This is a genomic window from Rhizorhabdus sp., from assembly GCF_018006725.1.
Lineage (GTDB): Bacteria > Pseudomonadota > Alphaproteobacteria > Sphingomonadales > Sphingomonadaceae > Rhizorhabdus.
This window is the reverse complement of record NZ_JAGMXV010000019.1, coordinates 15047-35869: the sequence shown is the minus strand read 5'-3', so window position 1 is coordinate 35869 and position 20823 is coordinate 15047. Positions and strand designations below refer to the sequence as shown.

Genomic DNA, 20823 nt, shown 5'->3' with positions numbered 1-20823 from the left:
GCGCGTGGTCAGCCCCAGCCGCTCCAGCCGCACGCGCAGATCCGCCAGCAAAGCCTCCTCGCCCCCGAACAGATGCGCGCAGCCGCTGATGTCGAGCAGGATGCCGTCGGGCGGGTCGATCGCGACAATCGGCGTATAGCGGTCGCAGCCATCGGCGATCGCCTCGATCAGGCGCGCATCCTCGGCCGGATCGGCGTCGACCACACCCAGATCGGGATGGCGCGCGCGCGCATCGGCGAGCGACAAGCCGGGCACCAGCCCGAGGTCGAGCGCGGCGCGGCTCGACGCGGCGAGCCGGATCGCGCCCTTCTGCTTTTCGACGAGGACGAAGGGCGCGTCAGGCGGAAAGCCGGGCTGCGCCTGTCCGGTCCGGATCGCCCGCGCGACCCGCTCGCTCGCCAGCAGCGGGAAGACCAGCGCCAGATAGCGGCGCTTCGCGGAAATGGTGTTCGTCACGATTCCACTCCAGCAACATGCGCATGCCTTCCAGCCCTCCGCGATGGCGCAACAATTCGATTTCGATGGCGGGATGACCGGGCGCCCCCGCCTCCAGCGGCGCCGAGGCCGAGGAGCGGACCCTCCAGCGGCTATAGGCCGCGCTCGGCACCGGCTCCCCTTCCGCCCGCAGCAGCAGCACGGTGACCCCCGACTTCTCCGCCGCGACCGCCAGCCGCCTTGTAGCGGTGAGGTCGAACCCCCGCGCCGCCTTCCACGGCTCGATCAGCAGGACCGACAGCGGCGCACAACGGACCGCATCGCCCGCCGCCCGCAGCAGGGCCGTCTCGTCGGGCGCGACGATCTCGATCAGGCGCGCCGGATCTAAGCCGAGCTCCGCCAGCCCCGGACCATAGAGACATCCCCCCGCCCGCACCGAACCGTCCTGCCGCAGCCACAACAGCGGCCCCGGGCCCGCCCGCATCGCGAGCATCAGCCCCGCCCCGGCCAGCGCCGCGCGGTCGTCCGGCTCCGCCGCGAACAGTTCGTGCACCCGCCCTTTCGGCAGCCCCCCGCCCAGCTGCGCGTCGAGTGCCGCGCTGCCCAGAGGGAAGAGCACGCTTTCGACAGGCTTCGGGCCCTCGATCGCGGCAATGCGCGCCCGAAGGTCGGCCAGGAAGGGGGACGACTCGTTCATGACATTTGTTCTTGTTATGTTCTTATCTTCCTTCTCCCGGCTGCGAGTCAAGCCGGGTCGGAGGATCAGGCGGTGGGTATAACCGCAAAGGCGAACAGCAGCGCATCCACCAGCGCGAGGAGCCCGAGAATGCTGCGCGCGGCGATCAGTTCGAGGGTCGGCATCGGGCTCTGCTCCATAAGGATGCCCCTCGTGCCACGCATGTCTTGCGCGCTGTCGTCAGGCCCGAAATCTTTTGAAACCGCCTGTAACGAAGCGCCGCTTCAATCCCCGAACGCCGCCAGGATCGGACAGGGGCCCGTCTCCCCGGCGGCGCATTCGCCCGCCAGCCGGCGCAGGCCCGACCGCGCTTTTTCCAGCCGTGCGATCTCGACATCGATCGCGGCGGCGCGTTCCTGTGCCATCGCCCGCGCCCGGTCGCGGTCGCCCTCGGCGTCGAGGGTCAGCAGTTCGGCGATCTGCGACAGGGTGAAGCCGGCAGCCTGTGCCGAGCGGATGAAACGCAGCCGGCGGACGTCCTCTGGCCCATAGCGCCTTATGCCGCCTTCGATGCCACCGCCAGCAGGGCGCGGCGGCTCGGGCAGCAGGCCGCGCCGTTGATAATAGCGGATCGTCTCCACCCCCACGCCACCGGCACGCGCGAGGCCCGAAATGGTCAGCATCGATAACCCCTTGCAACCGTAGCATGGTACGGACCCCAGATGGGTGGCAGGCGTTGCAGAGACAAGAGGAAGCCCATGACGAAGACCGCCACCATCCACCGCATGGTCATGCCGGGCCATGTCTGCCCTTATGGGCTGAAGGCGCTCCACCTGCTGAAAAGCCGGGGCTTTACGGTCGAGGACCATTGGCTGCGCAGCCGCGAGGAGACCGACGCCTTCAAGGCTGCACACGGCGTGAAGACGACGCCGCAGATCTTTATCGACGGCCAGAGGATCGGCGGACATGACGATCTGCGCCGTCATCTCGGCCTGCGCGTGGCCGATCCCGGCGCCACCAGCTACCGCCCTGTCGCGGCGCTGTTCGCGATGACGGCTGCGATGGCGATGGCGCTGAGCGTGGCGGTTTACGGGACGGTCTTCCATGGCGCGGTAATCGGCTGGTTCATCGCGCTCAGCATGTGCGTCCTCGCCCTGCTCAAGCTGCAGGACATCGGCCGCTTCTCGACGATGTTCCTCAATTACGACCTGCTGGCGCGGCGCTGGGTGCCTTATGCCAGCCTCTACCCCTTCGCCGAGGGTCTGGCCGGCGTTCTGATGCTCTCGGGCCGGCTGACCTGGCTGTCGGCGCCACTCGCGCTGTTCATCGGGTCGATCGGGGCGGTCTCGGTCTTCAAGGCGGTCTATATCGAGAAACGCTCGCTCAAATGCGCCTGCGTCGGCGGATCGAGCAGCGTGCCGCTGGGCTTCGTCTCGCTCGTCGAAAATCTGATGATGGTCGCGATGGCCATCTGGATGCTCGCTGCGGCCCATTGAAAAAGGGGGACGGTCGCCCGTCCCCCTTGTCTCAGCCTCAGGCCGCGACCTCGTCGCGCAGCGACTGCATGTCGATCACGAAGCGATACTTGACGTCGCTCCGCACCATGCGGTCATAGGCCTGGTCGATCGCCTGCATCGGGATCGTCTCGATATCGGCGGTGATGCCGTGGTCGCGGCAGAAGTCGAGCATCTCCTGCGTCTCGGCGATGCCGCCGATCAGCGAGCCGGCGAGCGACCGGCGGCGGAAGATCAGGCCGCCGACCGATGGCGAAGGATGCGCCTCCTCGGGGACGCCGACGAGCACCATCGTCCCGTCGCGCTTGAGCGCGTTGAGGAAGGGATCGAGGCTGTGCGAGGCCGCGACCGTGTTGAGGATGAAGTCGAACCGGCCCGCCTGCGCCGCCATCGCCTCCGCATCGCGCGAAACGACGACGTCCTTCGCGCCCAGCGCGAGCGCCGCGTCGCGCTTGTCGGGCGAGGTGGTGAAGACGGTCACCTCGGCCCCCATCGCCGCCGCGATCTTGACGCCCATATGGCCGAGGCCGCCGAGCCCGACCACGCCGACCTTCTGACCCGGCGCCAACTTCCAGTGGCGCAGCGGCGAGTAAGTCGTGATGCCGGCGCACAGCAGCGGAGCGACGGCGGCGAGGTCCTTCTCGTCATGGTCGACGCGCAGGACGAAGCCCTGGTCGACGACGATATGCGCCGAATAGCCGCCGAAAGTATGACCGCCGAGATGCTTGTCCTGACCGTTATAGGTGCCGACGAAGCCGCCTCCGGTGCAGTACTGCTCTTCGCCATCGTCGCAGGACGGGCAATGGCCGCAGCTGTCGACCATGCAGCCGACGCCGACCGTCTGGCCGACCGCGAAACGGCTGACCTCAGACCCGATGGCGGTCACGCGGCCGACGATCTCATGACCGGGCACGCAGGGATAGAGCGTGCCGCCCCATTCGCCGCGTGCGGTGTGCAGGTCCGAATGGCAGACGCCGCAGAAGAGGATGTCGATCGCGACATCGGTCGGACCGGGCTCGCGCCGGTCGAAAGTGAAGGGCGCCAGGGGCGTATCGGCGGAGTGCGCCGCATAACCATGGGTCTGCATGTCGTCTTCCTGAATCGAGAAAAGGGGGCCGTCGGGCGAATGCCCGTCGGTCCTGCGATATAGTGCGGCGCGATCTATTCGATTAGGAGGCAAAGTCCGCATAGAGCCATATCGAGGATTCATGAATGCAGCGCGAGGACCTGAGCGACCTCTTCGCCTTCCAGCATGTCGCGCGCGAACGCAGTTTTACGCGCGCGGCGGCGGTGCTCGGTACGTCGCAATCGGCGTTGAGCCACCTCATCCGCCGCCTGGAAAGCCGCCTCGGCGTGCGGCTGCTGACCCGCAGCACGCGCAGCGTGTCGCTGACCGAGGCGGGCGAGAAGCTGCTGGGGGTGATCGACCCGGCGATGGCCGACATCGACGCGGGCCTCAACGCGCTCAGCGAATGGCGTGACAAGCCGGCGGGCACGGTGCGGATCACCGCCAGCGAACTGCCTGCCGAGACGATCCTGTGGCCGGCGCTGTCGCCCCTGCTCAAGGCCTATCCCGACATCCATGTCGAGATCGACGTCAACGACACGCTCAAGGACATCGTCGCCCATCGTTATGATGCCGGGGTCCGCTTCGGCGATCAGGTCGCGCAGGACATGGTCTCGGTCCGGATCGGGCCGGACTCGCGCTTCGTGGTGATCGGCGCGCCCGATTATTTCGCCGCGCAGGGCGTTCCCGAGACGCCGCAGGACCTCAGCCGGCACCAGTGCATCAACCTGCGCCTGCCCACGCTCGGCAATCTCTATGCCTGGGAAATGGAACGCGACGGGCGGTCGATCAACATGCGGGTCGAGGGCCGGCTGGTGTTCAACAAGCTGTCGCTGGCGATCGACGCCGCGCTCGATGGCTTCGGCCTCGCCTTCGTGCCGCTCGATCTGGTCGAGGTGCATATCGCCGAGGGGCGGCTGGCAACCGCACTCGACGCCTGGAACCCGCCGTTCACCGGCTATCATCTCTATTATCCGAGCCGCCGCCAGCAATCGCCGGCCTTCGCGCTGGTGGTGCAGGCGCTGCGCTATCCCCGCTCGGGCCGGGTACCCGACTGGCCGCTCTAGGCGCCGAGCTTGGGGCGACGGATCATCGGCCAGAGGGTGTTGATCGCGAGGCCCCCGATCACGAGCGCGGCGGCACCGATCTTCCAGCCGGGCAGCGCCTCCCCCAGCACCAGCGCCGAGGTGCCCATACCGAAGATCGGCACGAGCAGCGCGGTCGGCGAGATGCTGGCGGCCGGGTGGCGCGACAGCAGCCAGCCCCAGGCGGCATAGCCGAACAGCGTGTTGCCGACCGACTGCCACAGCACCGCCGCCCAGGCGCCGCTGCCGGCCTGGGCGACCGCCTGCGTCATGGCGGGCCAGCCTTCCATCAGCAGCGATGCAGCGAACAGCGGCGGGATCGAGAAGAGGCTCGCCCACACGACGAAGCCCAGCATGTCGCTGGTCCCGCTCGCCTTGGCGATATGGTTGCCGCAGCCCCAGCTGAGCGAGGCGATCAGGGTCAGGAGCAGGCCGAGCGGGGTTGCGCTGGCGTCGCCGTGGAGGATGATCAGCGCGATGCCGCTGGTCGCGATCAACAGTGCGAAACCCTGATAGGCGCGCATCCGCTCGCGATTGACCAGCATCGCCAGACCGATGGTGAAGAACACCTGGCTCTGCACGACCAGCGAGGCAAGGCCAGGCGAGATATGTCCCTGCATGGCGATGTAGAGCATACCGAACTGGCCGAAGCCGATCAGCACGCCATAAGCGGCGAGCGAGCGCCAGCGCACCGCCGGGCGGCGGATGAACAAGGCGGCCGGCAGGAAGGCGAAGGTGAAACGCAGCGTCGCGAACAGCAAGGGCGGCAGCTCGTCGAGCGCCAGCCGGATCACGACGAAGTTGGTGCCCCAGACGGCGACGATCGCCAGCGCGAGCAGTAGATGCGAAGCGGGAAGATGATGGCTGGTGCGATCCATGGGACCGCTGTCTAGGGCGTCCGGCCGCGCCGGAACATCCCCACAATCCGACTATATTGTCACGGCAGCCGTGCCGTCCGACCCGTACGGGCGGACGGCACGCCGATCGTCACTCGGGCAGGAAGTCGGGGACCGACAGATAGCGCTCGCCCGTGTCATAGTTGAAGCCGAGCACGCGCTTGCCCGGAAACTCCTTCAGCTTCTGCGCGATCGCAGCGAGGGTCGCGCCCGAGCTGATGCCGACGAGCATACCTTCCTCGCGTGCCGAGCGGCGGGCATAGTCCTTCGCATCGGCCGGATCGACCTGAACCACGCCATCGAGCAGTTGAGTGTGGAGATTGGCGGGAACGAAGCCGGCGCCGATGCCCTGGATCGGGTGCGGGCCGGGCTGACCGCCCGAGATGACCGGCGACAGGGTCGGCTCTACCGCGAAGACCTTGAGGTCGGGCCAGCGCGCCTTGAGCACCTGGGCTGCGCCGGTGATGTGGCCGCCCGTGCCGACGCCGGTGATCATGATGTCGATCGGTTCGTCCCGGAAATCGGCGTAGATTTCCTCGGCGGTGGTGCGGACGTGCACTTCGATATTGGCGGGATTCTCGAACTGCTGGGGGATCCAGGCGCCGGGCGTCTGCGACTGGAGTTCCAATGCGCGCTCGATCGCACCCTTCATTCCCTTTTCGCGCGGGGTCAGGTCGAAGCTCGCTCCATAAGCGAGCATCAGCCGGCGGCGCTCGACCGACATGCTTTCCGGCATGACGAGGACCAGCTTGTAGCCCTTGACCGCCGCGACGAGCGCGAGGCCGATTCCGGTGTTGCCGCTGGTCGGCTCGATGATCGTGCCGCCGGGCTTCAGGTTGCCGCTGCGCTCGGCATCCTCGATCATCGCCAGCGCGATGCGGTCCTTGATCGAGCCGCCGGGGTTGCTCCGCTCGGACTTGATCCACACCTCGGCGTCGCCGAACAGCCGGTTGACGCGAACGTGCGGGGTTCCGCCGATCGTTTCCAAGATCGATGCAAATCTGGTCATGCTGCCTTCTCCTGGCCTGGAACATCATCTAACGACGCGGGCGCATCGAGGGTCCTTGCCCGCAATATCTCGGGAAAGAGGCGCGCCCACAAGGCCGCCACCATGATCGTGCCGATCCCGCCCGCGACGACGGCGGCAACCGGCCCCACCAGCGCGGCAAGGAAACCCGACTCCGCCTCGCCCAGCTCGTTGGAACCGGAAATGAACAGGGTCGACACCGCCCCCACCCGCCCGCGCATCGCATCGGGCGTGTAGAGCTGAATCAGCGACTGACGCACATAGACCGACACCATGTCGGCAGCACCCAGCAGCGCGAGACAGGCCAGCGCGAAGACCATCGGATCGGATGCCCGGTACGACAGACCGAAGGCGATCGTGCCGACACCGAAAATGGCGACAGCGATCAGCAGCTTGAGGCCGACATTGCTGCGCAGCGGAAAACGCCCCAGCCAGAACGCCGTCAGCGCCGCCCCCACAGCCGGCGCCGCGCGCAGATGGCCCAGCCCCGAGGAGCCGATGTGCAATATGTCGCGCGCGTAGATGGGCAGCATTGCGGTCGCGCCACCAAGGAGCACCGCGAACAGGTCGAGCGAGATCGCCCCCAGCACGAGCCGATTGCGCCGCAGATAGGAGAAGCCTTCGAGCATCTGCTCCCAGGGCTTGCTGCCCCGCGCGAGCACCGTGCGCGGCACGGGGCCGATCAGAAACAGCATGAGCGTCGCGAAGGAGAGCAGGCCTGCCGCCACCGCATAAGCGAGCGGCGGATCGATCGCGTAAAGATAGCCGCCGACGGGCGGACCGGCGATCGCGCCGACCTGCCACGCGAAGGAGCTCATCGCGATCGCCTGCGGCAGCAGCGGCCGCGGCACAAGATTGGGCGACAGCGCCTGCAGCGCGGGCGCGGCGAAAGCGCGCGCGACACCAAGCAGCGCGGCGATCGTGAACAGCGCGGGCAGGCTGATCCGGTCGGTCCAGGTCAGATAGCCGAGTGCCAGTGCGCAGCAGAGTTCGAGCGCGGTCGTCGCGCGCGCGATCCAGCGGCGGTCGAACCGGTCTGCGACAAGACCGGTGACGAGCGTCAGCACCATCAGCGGGAGGAACTGCGCGACGCCGATCAGGCCGAGCTGGAGCGCCGCCTCACGCGGGGCCATCGTCCGGCGGGCGACGTCATAAACCTGCCAGCCGATGATCACGACCATGCCGTTGAGCGCGATCGTCGACGTGAAGCGGGCCAGCCAATAATGGCGATAGGCCGGGATGGAGAAAGGGGACTCGCGCGTGGCCATGGCTCTCTCTAGGCGCTGGGACGGATCGACCGCAACCGGCTCGGGCGGCCAATCATGCAATTTCTACTGATATGCTAGATATTATTTCTCGGCCGGCGAAACGAAGCTGTCGAGTACGCGCTTCCGGCCCGAATGCTCGAAGTCGATCTCCAGCTTGTTGCCCTCGATCTCGACCACCGCACCATAGCCGAATTTCGTGTGGAACACGCGCTGGCCGAGTGCGATGTCCTTGCGCGCCGGCTGGGCGAAGCTGACCGCCGACGCCCGGGCCTCGACCACCCGCGCGCCGCTCTGCGGAGCACCAAGCCCGCCGGCGGCGGTAGCCCGCTGCCATCCCGGCCCCCTGCCCTGGCTGCGCCCGACATGGGCAAAGGGATCGGCATGTTCGGACCATTGCGCCCGCCACAGCGATTCCCCGCCCGACATGGTCGTTTCGGAGTCGAGATGCGCCGCCGGCAGCTCGGCGATAAAGCGCGAGGGGATGGACGAGGTCCATTGCCCATAGATCCGCCGGTTAGCGGCGTGGAGGATCGTGCAGCGCCGCCGCGCGCGCGTGATCGCGACATAGCCGAGCCGCCGCTCCTCCTCGAGGCTGGCGAGCCCGCCCTCGTCGAGCGAGCGCTGCGACGGGAACACCCCCTCCTCCCAACCGGGCAGAAAGACGGTGTCGAACTCCAGCCCCTTGGCGGCGTGGATCGTCATGATCGTCACCTTCGCGCTGTCGGCGTCGGCGTCATTGTCCATCACCAGGCTGACATGCTCGAGGAAGTCGCCGAGCGTGGCATAATCCTCCATCGCCCGCGTGAGCTCGCTCAGATTTTCGAGCCGCCCCTCGGCCTCGGTCGATTTCTCGTTCTGCAGCATCGCGACATAGCCCGATTCTTCCAGCACCTGCCGGGTCAGTTCGGCGTGGGGCAGCTGCGACAGCAGGTCGCGCCAGCGGGCAATGTCGCCGACCAGATTGCCGAGCGCGCGCCGCGCCTGCGGGGTAAGCTCGTCGGTGCCGAGGATGCGCGCGGCGGCGAGCGTCATCGGAATGCCCTCGATCCGCGCAAGTTGGTGAACCTTGGCGACCGCCTTGTCGCCGAGCCCGCGCTTCGGCGTGTTGATGATCCGCTCGAACGCCAGATCGTCCGCCGGCTGGCTGATCACCCGCAGATAGGCCAGCGCGTCGCGGATCTCGGCGCGTTCGTAGAAGCGAAAGCCGCCGACGATGCGATAGGGTAAGCCGATCGCGATGAAGCGGTCCTCGAACTCGCGGGTCTGGAACTGGGCACGGACGAGGATGGCGACCTGGTCGAGCCCGCGCCCCGAACGCTCATGCGCCTCGATCTCGTCGCCGACGCGCCGCGCTTCTTCGGGGCCGTCCCAGATGCCGATCACGCGGACCTTCTCGCCATCGGCCTCCTCCGTCCACAGCGTCTTGCCGAGCCGACCGCCATTGTTCGCGATCAGCCCGCTCGCCGCCGCGAGGATATGAGGGGTCGAACGGTAATTCTGTTCGAGGCGGATCACCGCCGCGCCGGGAAAGTCCCGCTCGAAACGCAGGATGTTGGCAACCTCGGCACCGCGCCAGGAATAGATCGACTGATCGTCGTCGCCGACGCAGCAGATATTCTTGCGCTCCTGCGCGAGCAGTCGGAGCCAGAGATATTGGGAGCTGTTGGTGTCCTGATATTCGTCCACCATCACATAGCGGAACCGGTCCTGGTAAAAGGCCAGCACGTCGCGATGCGTCTTCAATATGGTCAGCATGTGCAGCAGCAGATCGCCGAAGTCGCAGGCGTTCACCGCGCGCAGTCGCTCCTGATATTGCTCGTACAACTCCCCGCCGCGCCCGTTGGCGAACTGCTCGGCCTCCCCGGCGTCGATATCGGCCGGCGTCAGTCCCCGATTCTTCCAGCGGTCGATCAGCCCGGCCAGTTGCCGCGCGGGCCAGCGCTTTTCATCGAGGTCGGCCGCCGCGAGCAGCTGCTTGAGCAGGCGCAGCTGGTCGTCGGTGTCGAGGATGGTGAAGCTGGACGTCAGTCCGACCAGTTCGGCATGGCGACGCAGCATTCGCGCGGCGACCGCGTGAAAGGTGCCGAGCCAGGGCATGCCCTCGACCGCCTCGCCCAACATCCGCCCCACCCGCTCGCGCATCTCGCGCGCGGCCTTGTTGGTGAAGGTGACGGCCAATATCTCCGATGGAAAGGCTCGGCGGGTGGCGACGAGATGGGCGAGCCGTGCGGTCAGCGCGGCCGTCTTGCCGGTCCCTGCCCCGGCCAGGACCAGAACGGGCCCCTCGGTGGTGAGAACGGCCTGGCGCTGCGGCTCGTTGAGACCGCGCAGATAAGGCGGCTCCAAAGCGGGGGAATCCTGGGTCACCCGCGAACAGTTAGGGAACGAAAAGCGGAGGGGCAAGGCCCCTCCGCTCCCGTTCGCACCGCTGCCCCGGGTTTCCCCGGCCGGCAGATACGCACCGGCCGGGGCAGCGGAAGCTCAGAAAGAAGAAAGGCTCAGGACGCCTTCATGTTGTTGCTGACGTTGGTGAAGGTCGTGGTCAGTTGGTTACCCAGAGCCGACATCGCCGTAATCGCCGCAACCGCGATCAGCGCCGCGATCAGGCCATATTCGATCGCGGTGGCACCACGACTGTCCCGCGCAAGCTTGAAGATTCTCCGCATTCTCGATCCCTTTCGACCCGATGGTCCTCAGGATTAGCGCGAAGCCCTTAAACGCCTGTAACGGCCTAGGGTTAAGCGCCCGAAAACCAAGAGAAAACGGAAAGGAAAGAGTGGCGTTAGCAGATGCCGATAGCGTCCGCGGGCTGCGAATTCGATTGCGGATATCACGAGCCCGGAGCGCTAGGCGGCGATGCCCGGACCGGGTGCCGTGGTTCGGGAGCGCACGGCGCAGATATGTGGTTTGGTAAATCTGGTGGGTCCGCCGGGATTCGAACCCGGGACCTCTCGATTAAAAGTCGCTTGCTCTACCGACTGAGCTACGGACCCACCGATGGCGCCTCCCTATGAGCCAAGGGCCTCCGGGTCAACCCGGACGTCAGTTCAATACTTGGCGCTTCAGGCGATGTCGGGCCTGGCGGACGGTGCGGGCCGACCGGCCGACCCGCCACCCGGGCACGATCTGTGCGAGCGGGCTCAGGACGAAGTCGCGGCGCTCGATTTCGCGGTGGGGAATGTACAACGCCCGCCTCTGCTTGCAGCTCCAGCAGCCCCCCGACCAGAGCAATATGTCGAGATCGATCACGCGGCTTCCCCAGCGGCGTCCTCTACGCCGGCCGAAGCGGACCTCCAGATCCTTCAGCACGTCGAGCAAGGCGGGCGGATCGAGCCGCGAGCGAACGAGGATCGCGGCATTGGCGAAGCGGCGCGCGGAAGGGCCGAGCGGCGGTGTGGCCATGATCGCCGAGCGCGCCTCTATCGACAGGCCGGCGGCGGCCAGCGCCGCGATCGCCCCATGCAGCACGTCCGAGGGCGCTCCGAACCGCCCATGCCGCCGGTTCGAACCCAGTCCGATCGCATAGAGATGAACCGCCATGGCCGAGGCTATAGGCGCGTCGCCGAAACCATTCCATCGGCGCTGCGAGCCGAGCGACCGGGTCGCAGCGACTGCCACACACCACCGATCGTAGCCAGCAACGCGAATGACCCTCCCCACCCCCTACATCTTGTGGGGACATGGTTACACCAGCTGCCGAACATTCTGTCGCGGCCAAGCTCGGCTCGACGAAATTTGCCATGGAATCAGGGCGAAACGACACGAAAAGGGCTTGATCCGGGGACTCAGAGGTGATTCTGTCTTTGGATGAATCGCGCCCCCCTCATCCAGGCTGCACGCAGCGCCGCACTGCCGGCGGTGGCGATTCTCATCATCGGTTATTTTGCCGGTTCGGCGCTGGTCGGCCCCAATGGACTGCTCGCGCTCGGCGGCTACCGGTCGGAGCTTGCGCGCAAGTCGCAAGAGCTACACCGGATGGAAGCGGTCCGCGCGAAGCTGAGCCACCATGCCCGGCTGCTCGATCCATCGCGCGTCGATCCCGATTTTGGCGAAGAACTGGTGCGCAAGTCCACCGGCCAGGTCCGCCCCGACGAGATCATCATTCCGCGCAACTGACTCTGCCCGACGGTAACCCGGGCCGACAGTAGCTCTAGCCGACAGGCGGAGCCATTGAATACGGCCGGGTAATTTGATTGCGGGTGCCAGCACTATTTTAACGGGCCTGCCGTTCGATTGCGTTGAAATCGCGGCGCGCGCGGGCCTATATGCGCGAAGTCACCCCTCCCCGGGACACCAAGGAGCCATAAGCTTGGCGAAACCAGCACAGCCCCGCGCCGCCGCGAAGAAGACGACGGCGCGCGCCCCCGCATCCTCCACCGCCAAGGCGTCTGCGGCCGTGCCGCCGGTGCCCAATCGCGAGCGGCCAGCCGAGCCGCAGCGTTATGAGGCGACCAAGGAGGAAATGCTCGAATTCTACCGGCAGATGCTGCTCATCCGCCGTTTCGAGGAAAAGGCCGGCCAGTTGTACGGCCTCGGCCTCATCGGCGGCTTCTGCCACCTCTATATCGGTCAGGAAGCGGTCGCCGTCGGGCTCCAGTCGGCACTCGAAGTCGGCAAGGACTCGGTGATCACCGGCTATCGCGACCATGGCCACATGCTCGCTTATGGCATCGACCCGAAGGTGATCATGGCCGAACTCACCGGTCGTGCCGCCGGCATCAGCCGCGGCAAGGGCGGCTCGATGCACATGTTCTCGGTCGAGCACCGCTTCTATGGCGGCCACGGCATTGTCGGCGCACAGGTCAGCCTCGGCGCGGGTCTCGCCTTCAAGCATAAATATTCGGGCGATGGCGGCGTCGCCATGGCCTATTTCGGCGACGGCGCTGCGAACCAGGGCCAGGTCTACGAAAGCTTCAACATGGCCGAACTGTGGAAGCTCCCGATCATCTTCGTGATCGAGAACAACCAGTACGCCATGGGCACCAGCGTCAACCGCGCCTCGTCGGAAGACCAGCTCTATCGCCGCGGCGAGAGCTTCCGCATTCCCGGCATCCAGGTAGACGGCATGGATGTGCTCGCCGTGCGCGGCGCGGCCGAGGAAGCGGTGAAGTGGGTCCGCGACGGCAAGGGCCCGATCCTGCTCGAGCTCAAGACCTATCGCTATCGCGGCCACTCGATGTCCGACCCGGCCAAATATCGCTCACGGGAGGAAGTCCAGTCGGTGCGCGACAAGTCCGACCCGATCGACCATCTCAAGAAGGAGCTGGAAGCGCTCGGCGTCACCGAGGACGATCTGCGCAAGCTGGAGAAAGATATCCGGGCGATCGTGACCGAGGCGGCGGATTTCGCCGAACAGTCGCCCGAACCTGAGCTCGACGAGCTCCATACCGACGTGCTGGTGGGACAATATTGATGGCTGTCGACCTTAAGATGCCCGCGCTTTCCCCGACGATGGAGGAAGGCACCCTCGCCAAATGGATGGTGAAGGAAGGCGACGTCGTCAAATCGGGCGACATCCTGGCCGAGATCGAGACCGACAAGGCGACGATGGAGTTCGAGGCTGTCGACGAGGGCACCGTTGCCGAGATCGTCGTTCCCGCCGGGACCGAAGGCGTGAAGGTCGGCACGGTAATCGCCCGCATCGCCGGCGAGGATGAGGACGCAACGCCCAGGGCGAAGCCCGCTCCCGCCGAAGCCCCGGCGCCGAAGGCCGCTGAACCGAAGACCGACAAGCCGAAGACCGACACCGGCACCGCGCAACTGGTGACCGGCGCGGCCCCGGCGGTTGCCGATCCCGAAGTCCCCGAGGGCACCGAGATGGTCAAGACGACCGTCCGCGAAGCGCTCCGCGACGCCATGGCCGAGGAAATGCGCGCTGATGGGGACGTCTTCGTCATGGGCGAGGAAGTCGCGCAATATCAGGGCGCCTATAAGGTGACGCAGGGGCTGCTCGACGAGTTCGGCGACAAGCGCGTCATCGACACGCCGATCACCGAATATGGCTTTGCCGGCATCGGCACCGGCGCGGCGATGGGCGGACTGAAGCCGATCGTCGAGTTCATGACCTTCAATTTCGCGATGCAGGCGATCGACCACATCATCAATTCGGCCGCCAAGACCAACTATATGTCGGGCGGACAGATGCGCTGCCCGGTTGTCTTCCGTGGGCCGAACGGCGCCGCCGCGCGCGTCGCCGCGCAGCACAGCCAGAATTTCGCGCCCTGGTACGCCTCGGTCCCTGGCCTGATCGTGATCTCGCCTTATTCGGCAGCCGATGCGAAGGGCCTTCTGAAGGCGGCGATCCGCTGCCCCGATCCCGTCGTCTTCCTCGAGAACGAGCTGCTCTACGGCCAGAGCTTCGACGTTCCCAAGCTCGACGACTATGTCCTGCCGATCGGCAAGGCCCGGATCGCCCGCCCCGGCAAGGACGTGACGATCGTCAGCTATTCGATCGGCGTCGGCGTCGCCCTGGAAGCCGCAGCGAAGCTGGAAGCCGAAGGGATCGATGCGGAGGTCATCGACCTGCGCACGCTGCGTCCGCTCGACAAGAAGACCGTACTCGAAAGCCTGAAGAAGACCAACCGCATGGTCGTGGTCGAGGAAGGCTGGCCGGTCTGCTCGATCGCGTCCGAACTCAGCGCGATCGCGATGGAAGAGGCGTTCGACGATCTCGACGCACCGGTCCGCCGCGTCACCAATCTCGACATCCCGATGCCTTATGCCGCCAATCTGGAAAAGGCTGCACTGCTCAAGGCGGCGGATGTCTTCGAGGCCGTAAAGGCCGTGACCTATCGCGGCTGACTGCCCGAAAAGGCATGACCATCCCGTATATTGCGGGGAGGTCAATCGCGCATGTGTGTTACACTGCTCCCGAGTCGCGTACTCGGGAGCGGTCACATGCCTGATGACCTTCAGTATCGAGCCGAGGACATTCCCCTGACCTTGCGGCAAGCCACGCACTCTCCACGGCTGCTTTACGTCGAGGATATGGTCGAGATCGCCGAGGTTACCTGCCTGATGCTCGAGGATTTGGGACTCGATATCACGGTCGTGAATTCGGCGGAGGAAGCGCTGGCCTTGACCGAGCCGGAATCCGCCCATTTCGACATCGTGCTGACCGATGTCGTCCTGCCTGGGTTGAGCGGAATCCATCTGGCGCGCCGGCTTAACCGCCGCTGGCCGGATCTGCCGATCATCCTCGTCAGCGGCTATAGCGAGGAACTGGCATTAGGCTATGCCAACCAATATGAACTCATCCGCAAGCCGTTCAGCCGGGGCACCTTGATCGATGCGCTCCAGCGCCATCTCGACGCCAGCGTCCATCCCCACGGCTGACACATCATCGCTCGCCGACCCTGAACGAGCGTTGGCCCTTAGTCACGCCGCCGCCGAGAGCCGCGCAGCGCTGGCCGTGCTATGGGCGCTCGACGAACGTATGGGAGCGATCGTAGCGGCAGCGCGCGATCCGCTGATCGGGTCGATGCGGCTGGTATGGTGGCGCGACGCTCTCGAGGCACTCGACGACCAAAGCGCGAAAGTGCCAGCCGAGCCTCTGTTGCAGGCGCTGGCCGCTTCGCTCCTGCCCGCAGGAGTGCGGGGAACCGACATGGCCGCCCTCGAAACGGGCTGGGCCGCACTGCTGGAAGGCGAAACACTCACGCCGGACCAGATCGACAGCCATGGAGCCGGACGCGGCGCACCCCTGTTCCGACTGTCCGCACGCCTGCTCGGACAGGAGCCAGCAGATATAGATGCTGCAGGTGCCGGCTGGGCGCTGGCCGATCTCGGCCACCGCACCCAGTCGATCGAGAGCCGTGGACAGGCGAGGGTCGCGGCGCTCGATCGCCTCGCGCAGGTCGATATAGGGCGTTGGCCACGCAGCCTCCGTCCCCTCGGCCTTCTGGTCATGTTCGCCCGACAGGACGCCCAGCTTCCGGCCGACCAGTTGCGGCGGCAGGCTTCTCCAAAACGGTTGTTTCGCAGTCTCGCCTACGCGTTGCTCGGACGATAGACTGCCGCTCCGGAGACGGGATTGCGGGGAGACCGAACGATGTGGCGCTATCTGGCGATTGGAGCGGCAGGCATCATGCTGGCGGGCGGCGGTGTCCTATTGTGGCGAAGCGATGCCGCCGGCCCCGAGATTCCGGCCCCCACGCAGGTCGCCGCGTCCGACGCTGACGGTTCTGCGCTGTCGCCCCCACCCGCAGCCAGCGAGAAGACGCGCGAGGAAAAGCGCTTTGGCCGGTACGACAAGGACAAGGACGGCAAGATCACCCGGGACGAATATATGGCGAGCCGCAGAAAGGCCTATGCGAAGCTCGATGCCAACGGCGACGGACGGCTGAGTTTCGACGAATGGTCGGCCAAGACGAGCGAGCGCTTCGCCAAGGCCGATGCGGACAGAAGCAATATCCTCACCCCGGCGGAGTTCGCGACCACCAAGGTGCAGCGCAAGACGGTGCGCCCCGCCCCCTGCATCCCCGAAGCCGACGGCTGACGGGGGGAGACATCGGCGCGTGATGCTATAGGGCGGGCAGGCGTCCGAGCGAGCGAGGAATCATGACCACAGCTGCCGAACTGTCCATCCGCGTGCGCCGTGCCGCGTTCAACCGCGCCATCGCCGAGGGCGATCTCGCCGCGATCCAGCCATTGCTGGCGCCCGACGTCGTCATGGTGACTGGCAGCGACAGCGCCGTGATCGCGGGCCGGAAAGCACAGTTGGCGGTGTGGAAGCGCGAGTTCGCCCAGCAGGGGCGCGAAATCTACGTTCGCACGCCGGACAGCATCACCATCTCCGCCGTCGAACCGCTCGCTCTGGAGATCGGCCGATGGGAATCGGTCGCTGCCGTCGGGGGAAGCCCGTCCTGTGGGGGACAGTATAGCGCGAAATGGCGCGAGGTGGGCGAGCATTGGGTGATCGAAGCGGAAATCTTCGTCACACTGGGCTGACCACCCCGGGGCTGCCACGAGGGCACTCGCCGGCTACATTGACCTGTTGTTATGCGCGTCTGGCCGGGCTTCCCCGCACTTCCACTAAAGGGTAAATTCTGACGCAGTTTCCGCAGATTGTGGACGCTCTGGGTAACCCGATATTCACCCCATCGCGATCAAATGGCGGCTGTTGCCAACCTAGCGAAAAGGGTGAGCCATGCACGCTGATCAATACCCTTTAACGGGTCCTCAACGGACGCAAGTCCTGCCTGCCGATCCATCGATTCCCTTCGAGGTGGCGGCAGCGATGACCCATGCGAAAGCTGCTGCGGATAACTTGGCGAAGATGGTCCTGGACACGTTGCCTCCCGGAGTGGTGATCGAAATCGAGGTTGGAATCCGAGGTCGGATCAAAGCGGTCTCCGGCTGACCAACGCCGACACAACCATCCCGTCCGGCTGGTGCAATCTAAACAGGGTGAGCCTCATGCTGCTTCGAAAATGTTCGAAGAGCGGTATCGACTGCCGTCCTTTGAGATCCACGCTCCTCTCGTCGCTGATCGCGACGATCGCCTGTTACGACCCCTCTGCGGCCATGCTGCTGGCGGGCCGACCACAGTCACACCAGTTCAACTGGTCGAACGAACTCGCAACACGATTCGATACGGTCGGCCAAATCCAATGCCATGACCCAGCCAACCCCGGCGTCGCCAAGACGGCAACAGGCTGGATTGTAGGCAGTGCCGACACCGTCGTGACCGCGGCTCACCTTTTCTTCCAGCGATCACGCGCCGGCGGGAGGGACGCCGATATCCTGTCGCCGAACCGATGCACCTTCATCCTCTATGACGGCCAAGGCGCGTTGCGCGATGTCATCGGCTTTCGCTACGGACTGTCGGAATGGGTGGATGGGCGCCACCGCTATGACGGCTCCTATGATGTGGCGGTTCTCAAGCTTGACCGGCGAGCTTCGGTCAGATCGATACCCGCCGTCAAAATCGTGAGCCACATCTCCACGCCGATGGTCAAACTGGCCGCATTCCACGGCGGACCCCTGAGGCAGGAGCATCCTTGGCTGACAAGCGGCCGGACCCAGCCTTTCCCGGCCTCCATAATGGTCGATCATTTCGACGACATGCGGATCAGCGACACGCGACGGATGTTGGCAGCATCTGCGGATTCGACACCGGGCTCATCCGGCGGAATGTATTTCGACCCAGCCCAGAATGCCGCCATCGGCATTCATGTCGGATCGCTCTGCGCCGAAGGACGCACTCGCCATGATCCGACGAGTTGCTTCAATTATGGCCTTCGTTTCGATGCGAAAATTCTCAAAATGATCGACAGCGTCGCGACTGATAACCCCCCGATGGCGCAGGTGATCATACCGGACGGAAATTCTTAGAGAATTAAAGGCTTCATGCGCCCGTGAAGCCCGCCGCCGGCGGCCAGGATGGGGACACCAGCGCGAGCGCGCGGAACAGCGTGCCCATCTCCTCATCCGCAGTCAGCCGGTGCAGCGCCATCCCGATCTCCTCGATCCGTTCGGGATGCGCGCGGGAGAGCGATGCCGCCCGCGCCGTTATGCCTAGCGTGTTCAGGAAGAAGCTCTGCGACACCGGCCCCTGAACACGAGCGCCTCCCAGCTTGCCGACCCGCGCCATGGCGGTGAAATCGACATGCGCCGTGAGATCATTGGCGCCGGGATTGCTGAACACGTCGGCATAGGCATGGGCGTTGAGCGCCTGCAGCGTATCGCCGGCATTGTAATTCTCATGCCCATAGTCGATCGCGAGTATCGCCCCGCCCTGGCGCGCAACCTGACCCGCCAGGGCGCGAGCGATTGCAAGGCCGGTCGGACAGGTCTCGTAGATGCTCCCCGCGACGGCATCGTGCAGTCGCTCCGGCACCTTCTTCTCCGCTGGCAGATCCCCGGGGACCGAGCGGAAGCCGTCGTCGTCGAGGACGACCATGCGTTCGCGCCAGCCCGAATAGGTCTTGATATATTGATGATAGGGCAGCGCGTCGAAAAACTCGTTGGCGATGATCAGCAGGGGCGCGTCACCGGGAAGCGTCTCGATCGCTTCATGCCAGGTGGCGTTGGGCACACGCTTTCGCTGCTCGCCGCGCAGCACCGGGCTTGTCTCGACGAAGTGGACGTGCGGATGCCGGCCCTGTGATGCCAGTGCGCGCAAGGCGTCGGCCGCGAGCGTTCCCCGGCCAGGCCCCAGTTCCACATAATGGACCGTCTCGGCCCCCGAGCGCGCCCACAGATCCGCGCACCACAGCCCGATCATCTCGCCGAACATCTGGCTGATCTCGGGGGAGGTGATGAAATCGCCTTTGGCGCCAAGAGGATCGTGCGACGCATAATAATGCGCGTTGCACGCCCCCATATAGTCGGCGACGCTGATCTTTCCCTGCTCGGCGATACGCTGCCTCAGCGCATCGGCGAAATCCGCCTGTGTCTGCATCGCTCTGCTTCTGCGCCGTTCAAAATCGCGGCACCATAGTCCGATATGGTTAGCGAAGCCTTACCCTTAAGCGTCGATGGACCGGCGCTTCGCGGAGGTAGCGATCAGATAGACGCCACCGGCGAGCATGGGGAGCGTCAGCGTCTGCCCCATGGTCAGCCCCCAGCTCAGCGTACCGAGTTGCACGTCCGGCTCGCGGAAGAATTCGACGAAGAAACGGCTCAGCCCGTAGCCCAGCAGGAAGATCCCGACGAGCTTGCCCGGCTGGTTGCGCGCGTTCGTCCGCCAGAAGAAGAAGGCAAGGATCAGCCCCAGCAGCAGCCCTTCCAGCCCCGCTTCGTAAAGCTGGCTCGGATGGCGCGGCAGTCCGTCTGGCGCCGACGGGAATATCACGGCCCAGGGGACGTCGGTGGGCCGCCCCCACAATTCCCCATTCACGAAGTTGGCGAGCCGTCCGAAGAATAGGCCGAAGGGCGTGCAACAGGCGATATAGTCGTGGATACGCAACCAGCTGAGCCCGTCGCGCCGCGCCATGTAGAATATGCCCACCGACACGCCGAGCGCCCCGCCATGGAAGGACATGCCGCCCTGCCAGAGCTTGAACACGTCAAGCGGGTGCATCAGGATTTCGGGCTGGTAGAAGAACACATAGGCAAGGCGACCGCCGATCAGGATGCCCAGCGTCGCATAGAAGACGAAATCATCGGCATGACGGCGCTGCATCGGCGCATTGGGCTGCGCGATCAGCCGCGTCAGATAATACCAGCCGAGCAGGATGCCCGCGATATAGGCCAGCGAATACCAGTGGATCTGCAGGATCCCGAGATCGAGCGCAATCGGGTCGAGCCCCAGATCGCTGAAATGAATGGCCGTGGAAGCGGCGGTACCGGACAGTTGCAATGTCATTCCCCGTCAGCGGACAGGCGCCTGCCATAGCCCCTGCCCCGGATCAGCGAAAGGGCCACCGCAAGAGGTCCGTAACATGAGGCGCCTTCAGCCATGTCGCAGGCGAAGGCGCAGTTCGTTCCGCTCCCCGATCCGGCGATAATCGAGAATTTCGGCCCATTGCAGAACGAGGTCGAGCCCCGCTCCTCCGCCGCGTTCCGGGACGGTGTCGGGGCGGACATGCGACCGGGGATCATAAGGCGTACCCGGATCGCTCAGGGTCATGATCAGTCCCCCGTTCTCATCGGCGAGCGTCAGGTCGATCCGCTGGTCATCTGCCACGCCGCCATGTTCGAGGGCATTGATCACCAGTTCCTCGACCAGAATGGCGAGGCGCGCCGCCTGCGCCGGTGCGAGGCGTCGATCGTCGCCAAAGCGCCTTGCCGCCTCGGTCAGCATGGCGACGGCCGTGGCTCCATTGCAACCTATGGTTACGTGCGCCGATTTCGAGTCCCGGTCAGCCATTAATGCGCTATGTCATGAGTTGCTGGTCATGGGGATGGCGAG

The 20823-nt window shown here is 65.6% G+C and carries 24 protein-coding genes and 1 tRNA gene; 11 read left to right on the top strand and 14 right to left on the bottom strand.

Translation table 11 applies throughout. The features are described 5' to 3' along the window. From KAY22_RS04990 to KAY22_RS04980, 3 genes are all read right to left on the bottom strand, one after another. Window positions 1-456 (bottom strand): DNA polymerase Y family protein (locus tag KAY22_RS04990; RefSeq protein ID WP_296620691.1); only part of this gene is annotated, 456 nt, incomplete at its 3' end. Beyond that, window positions 338-1132: a hypothetical protein gene (locus KAY22_RS04985; RefSeq protein ID WP_296620688.1), complete on the bottom strand. Its 795-nt coding sequence runs from the start codon at window positions 1130-1132 to the stop codon at window positions 338-340. The genes KAY22_RS04990 and KAY22_RS04985, both read right to left, overlap by 119 nt. A 263-nt stretch (window positions 1133-1395) precedes the next feature. Then, window positions 1396-1794: a MerR family transcriptional regulator gene (locus KAY22_RS04980; RefSeq protein ID WP_296620686.1), complete on the bottom strand. Its 399-nt coding sequence runs from the start codon at window positions 1792-1794 to the stop codon at window positions 1396-1398. 75 nt (window positions 1795-1869) lie between these two features. Between KAY22_RS04980 and KAY22_RS04975 the strand changes: the two genes are divergently transcribed. After that, window positions 1870-2607, top strand: a complete 738-nt coding sequence (locus KAY22_RS04975) for a glutaredoxin (protein WP_296620684.1) — start codon at window positions 1870-1872, stop codon at window positions 2605-2607. Between the two features lie 37 nt (window positions 2608-2644). On the opposite strand, the gene KAY22_RS04970 is transcribed toward KAY22_RS04975, so the two are convergent. After that, a complete protein-coding gene (locus KAY22_RS04970) occupies window positions 2645-3712 on the bottom strand; it encodes an NAD(P)-dependent alcohol dehydrogenase (RefSeq protein WP_296620682.1) in 1068 nt (355 codons plus the stop codon). Window positions 3713-3837: 125 nt separating this feature from the next. Here KAY22_RS04970 and KAY22_RS04965 point away from each other — a divergent pair, with 125 nt between their 5' ends. Next, a complete protein-coding gene (locus tag KAY22_RS04965; RefSeq protein ID WP_296620679.1) occupies window positions 3838-4758 on the top strand; it encodes a LysR family transcriptional regulator in 921 nt (306 codons plus the stop codon). On the opposite strand, the gene KAY22_RS04960 is transcribed toward KAY22_RS04965, so the two are convergent. The 7 genes from KAY22_RS04960 to folK form a co-directional block, all read right to left on the bottom strand. Next, window positions 4755-5654, bottom strand: a complete 900-nt coding sequence (locus KAY22_RS04960; protein WP_296620678.1) for an EamA family transporter — start codon at window positions 5652-5654, stop codon at window positions 4755-4757. The genes KAY22_RS04965 and KAY22_RS04960 overlap by 4 nt on opposite strands. 109 nt (window positions 5655-5763) lie before the next feature. After that, window positions 5764-6681 (bottom strand): cysteine synthase A, encoded by a 918-nt coding sequence (gene cysK / locus KAY22_RS04955; protein ID WP_296620677.1) that lies wholly within the window; start codon window positions 6679-6681, stop codon window positions 5764-5766. After that, the gene (locus tag KAY22_RS04950; RefSeq protein ID WP_296620675.1) at window positions 6678-7967 is read right to left on the bottom strand and encodes an MFS transporter; all 1290 of its coding nucleotides are present in this window, start codon (window positions 7965-7967) and stop codon (window positions 6678-6680) included. Before KAY22_RS04950 ends, cysK begins: the two co-directional genes overlap by 4 nt. A gap of 81 nt (window positions 7968-8048) precedes the next feature. Beyond that, on the bottom strand, window positions 8049-10334 hold the full coding sequence (locus KAY22_RS04945) for a UvrD-helicase domain-containing protein (protein ID WP_296620673.1): 2286 nt from the start codon (window positions 10332-10334) through the stop codon (window positions 8049-8051). A 131-nt stretch (window positions 10335-10465) separates the two neighbouring features. Beyond that, entirely contained in the window at window positions 10466-10633 is a 168-nt protein-coding gene (locus tag KAY22_RS04940) for a Flp family type IVb pilin (protein WP_296620671.1), read from the bottom strand. Window positions 10634-10884: 251 nt separating this feature from the next. Then, window positions 10885-10960 (bottom strand) — tRNA-Lys (locus KAY22_RS04935). Between the two features lie 49 nt (window positions 10961-11009). Next, window positions 11010-11507, bottom strand: a complete 498-nt coding sequence (gene folK / locus KAY22_RS04930; protein ID WP_296620669.1) for a 2-amino-4-hydroxy-6-hydroxymethyldihydropteridine diphosphokinase — start codon at window positions 11505-11507, stop codon at window positions 11010-11012. Window positions 11508-11774: 267 nt separating this feature from the next. Between folK and KAY22_RS04925 the strand changes: the two genes are divergently transcribed. The 9 genes from KAY22_RS04925 (at window position 11775) to KAY22_RS04885 (ending at window position 18302) form a co-directional block, all read left to right on the top strand. Next, window positions 11775-12083, top strand: coding sequence for a septation ring formation regulator EzrA (locus tag KAY22_RS04925; protein ID WP_296620667.1), 309 nt, complete (start codon window positions 11775-11777; stop codon window positions 12081-12083). 280 nt (window positions 12084-12363) lie between these two features. Further along, complete coding sequence (gene pdhA, locus KAY22_RS04920) at window positions 12364-13380, top strand: pyruvate dehydrogenase (acetyl-transferring) E1 component subunit alpha (RefSeq protein ID WP_296620697.1); 1017 nt, start codon at window positions 12364-12366, stop codon at window positions 13378-13380. Beyond that, a complete protein-coding gene (locus tag KAY22_RS04915; RefSeq protein ID WP_296620665.1) occupies window positions 13380-14768 on the top strand; it encodes a pyruvate dehydrogenase complex E1 component subunit beta in 1389 nt (462 codons plus the stop codon). Before pdhA ends, KAY22_RS04915 begins: the two co-directional genes overlap by 1 nt. A gap of 96 nt (window positions 14769-14864) precedes the next feature. Beyond that, window positions 14865-15302, top strand: a complete 438-nt coding sequence (locus tag KAY22_RS04910) for a response regulator (protein WP_296620663.1) — start codon at window positions 14865-14867, stop codon at window positions 15300-15302. Then, a complete protein-coding gene (locus KAY22_RS04905) occupies window positions 15271-15978 on the top strand; it encodes a squalene/phytoene synthase family protein (RefSeq protein ID WP_366514063.1) in 708 nt (235 codons plus the stop codon). The genes KAY22_RS04910 and KAY22_RS04905 overlap by 32 nt, the downstream gene beginning before the upstream one ends. Window positions 15979-16017: 39 nt before the next feature. Beyond that, complete coding sequence (locus tag KAY22_RS04900; RefSeq protein ID WP_296620659.1) at window positions 16018-16464, top strand: EF-hand domain-containing protein; 447 nt, start codon at window positions 16018-16020, stop codon at window positions 16462-16464. Between the two features lie 62 nt (window positions 16465-16526). After that, complete coding sequence (locus tag KAY22_RS04895) at window positions 16527-16916, top strand: nuclear transport factor 2 family protein (protein ID WP_296620654.1); 390 nt, start codon at window positions 16527-16529, stop codon at window positions 16914-16916. Between the two features lie 199 nt (window positions 16917-17115). Then, the gene (locus KAY22_RS04890; protein ID WP_296620652.1) at window positions 17116-17328 is read left to right on the top strand and encodes a hypothetical protein; all 213 of its coding nucleotides are present in this window, start codon (window positions 17116-17118) and stop codon (window positions 17326-17328) included. Between the two features lie 56 nt (window positions 17329-17384). Continuing rightward, window positions 17385-18302, top strand: coding sequence for a serine protease (locus KAY22_RS04885; protein ID WP_296620695.1), 918 nt, complete (start codon window positions 17385-17387; stop codon window positions 18300-18302). A 13-nt stretch (window positions 18303-18315) separates the two neighbouring features. On the opposite strand, the gene KAY22_RS04880 is transcribed toward KAY22_RS04885, so the two are convergent. The 3 genes from KAY22_RS04880 to KAY22_RS04870 form a co-directional block, all read right to left on the bottom strand. Continuing rightward, entirely contained in the window at window positions 18316-19371 is a 1056-nt protein-coding gene (locus tag KAY22_RS04880) for an SAM-dependent methyltransferase (protein ID WP_296620651.1), read from the bottom strand. Window positions 19372-19437: 66 nt separating this feature from the next. Next, window positions 19438-20271 carry a prolipoprotein diacylglyceryl transferase gene (lgt, locus tag KAY22_RS04875; RefSeq protein WP_296620693.1) on the bottom strand — a complete coding sequence of 278 codons (834 nt, stop codon included), beginning with the start codon at window positions 20269-20271 and terminating at the stop codon, window positions 19438-19440. 93 nt (window positions 20272-20364) lie between these two features. Beyond that, on the bottom strand, window positions 20365-20781 hold the full coding sequence (locus tag KAY22_RS04870; RefSeq protein ID WP_296620649.1) for an ATP-binding protein: 417 nt from the start codon (window positions 20779-20781) through the stop codon (window positions 20365-20367). Window positions 20782-20823 lie beyond the last annotated feature (42 nt).

What these genes read in the sequence shown, in the direction of transcription:
- KAY22_RS04985 (WP_296620688.1), bottom strand. Translation starts at nt 1,132, where the DNA reads ATGAACGAGTCGTCCCCCTTCCTGGCCGACCTTCGGGCGCGCATTGCC.
- KAY22_RS04980 (WP_296620686.1), bottom strand. Translation starts at nt 1,794, where the DNA reads ATGCTGACCATTTCGGGCCTCGCGCGTGCCGGTGGCGTGGGGGTGGAG.
- KAY22_RS04975 (WP_296620684.1), top strand. Translation starts at nt 1,870, where the DNA reads ATGACGAAGACCGCCACCATCCACCGCATGGTCATGCCGGGCCATGTC.
- KAY22_RS04970 (WP_296620682.1), bottom strand. Translation starts at nt 3,712, where the DNA reads ATGCAGACCCATGGTTATGCGGCGCACTCCGCCGATACGCCCCTGGCG.
- KAY22_RS04965 (WP_296620679.1), top strand. Translation starts at nt 3,838, where the DNA reads ATGCAGCGCGAGGACCTGAGCGACCTCTTCGCCTTCCAGCATGTCGCG.
- KAY22_RS04960 (WP_296620678.1), bottom strand. Translation starts at nt 5,654, where the DNA reads ATGGATCGCACCAGCCATCATCTTCCCGCTTCGCATCTACTGCTCGCG.
- cysK (WP_296620677.1), bottom strand. Translation starts at nt 6,681, where the DNA reads ATGACCAGATTTGCATCGATCTTGGAAACGATCGGCGGAACCCCGCAC.
- KAY22_RS04950 (WP_296620675.1), bottom strand. Translation starts at nt 7,967, where the DNA reads ATGGCCACGCGCGAGTCCCCTTTCTCCATCCCGGCCTATCGCCATTAT.
- KAY22_RS04940 (WP_296620671.1), bottom strand. Translation starts at nt 10,633, where the DNA reads ATGCGGAGAATCTTCAAGCTTGCGCGGGACAGTCGTGGTGCCACCGCG.
- folK (WP_296620669.1), bottom strand. Translation starts at nt 11,507, where the DNA reads ATGGCGGTTCATCTCTATGCGATCGGACTGGGTTCGAACCGGCGGCAT.
- KAY22_RS04925 (WP_296620667.1), top strand. Translation starts at nt 11,775, where the DNA reads ATGAATCGCGCCCCCCTCATCCAGGCTGCACGCAGCGCCGCACTGCCG.
- KAY22_RS04915 (WP_296620665.1), top strand. Translation starts at nt 13,380, where the DNA reads ATGGCTGTCGACCTTAAGATGCCCGCGCTTTCCCCGACGATGGAGGAA.
- KAY22_RS04910 (WP_296620663.1), top strand. Translation starts at nt 14,865, where the DNA reads ATGCCTGATGACCTTCAGTATCGAGCCGAGGACATTCCCCTGACCTTG.
- KAY22_RS04900 (WP_296620659.1), top strand. Translation starts at nt 16,018, where the DNA reads ATGTGGCGCTATCTGGCGATTGGAGCGGCAGGCATCATGCTGGCGGGC.
- KAY22_RS04895 (WP_296620654.1), top strand. Translation starts at nt 16,527, where the DNA reads ATGACCACAGCTGCCGAACTGTCCATCCGCGTGCGCCGTGCCGCGTTC.
- KAY22_RS04890 (WP_296620652.1), top strand. Translation starts at nt 17,116, where the DNA reads ATGCACGCTGATCAATACCCTTTAACGGGTCCTCAACGGACGCAAGTC.
- KAY22_RS04885 (WP_296620695.1), top strand. Translation starts at nt 17,385, where the DNA reads ATGCTGCTTCGAAAATGTTCGAAGAGCGGTATCGACTGCCGTCCTTTG.
- KAY22_RS04880 (WP_296620651.1), bottom strand. Translation starts at nt 19,371, where the DNA reads ATGCAGACACAGGCGGATTTCGCCGATGCGCTGAGGCAGCGTATCGCC.
- KAY22_RS04870 (WP_296620649.1), bottom strand. Translation starts at nt 20,781, where the DNA reads ATGGCTGACCGGGACTCGAAATCGGCGCACGTAACCATAGGTTGCAAT.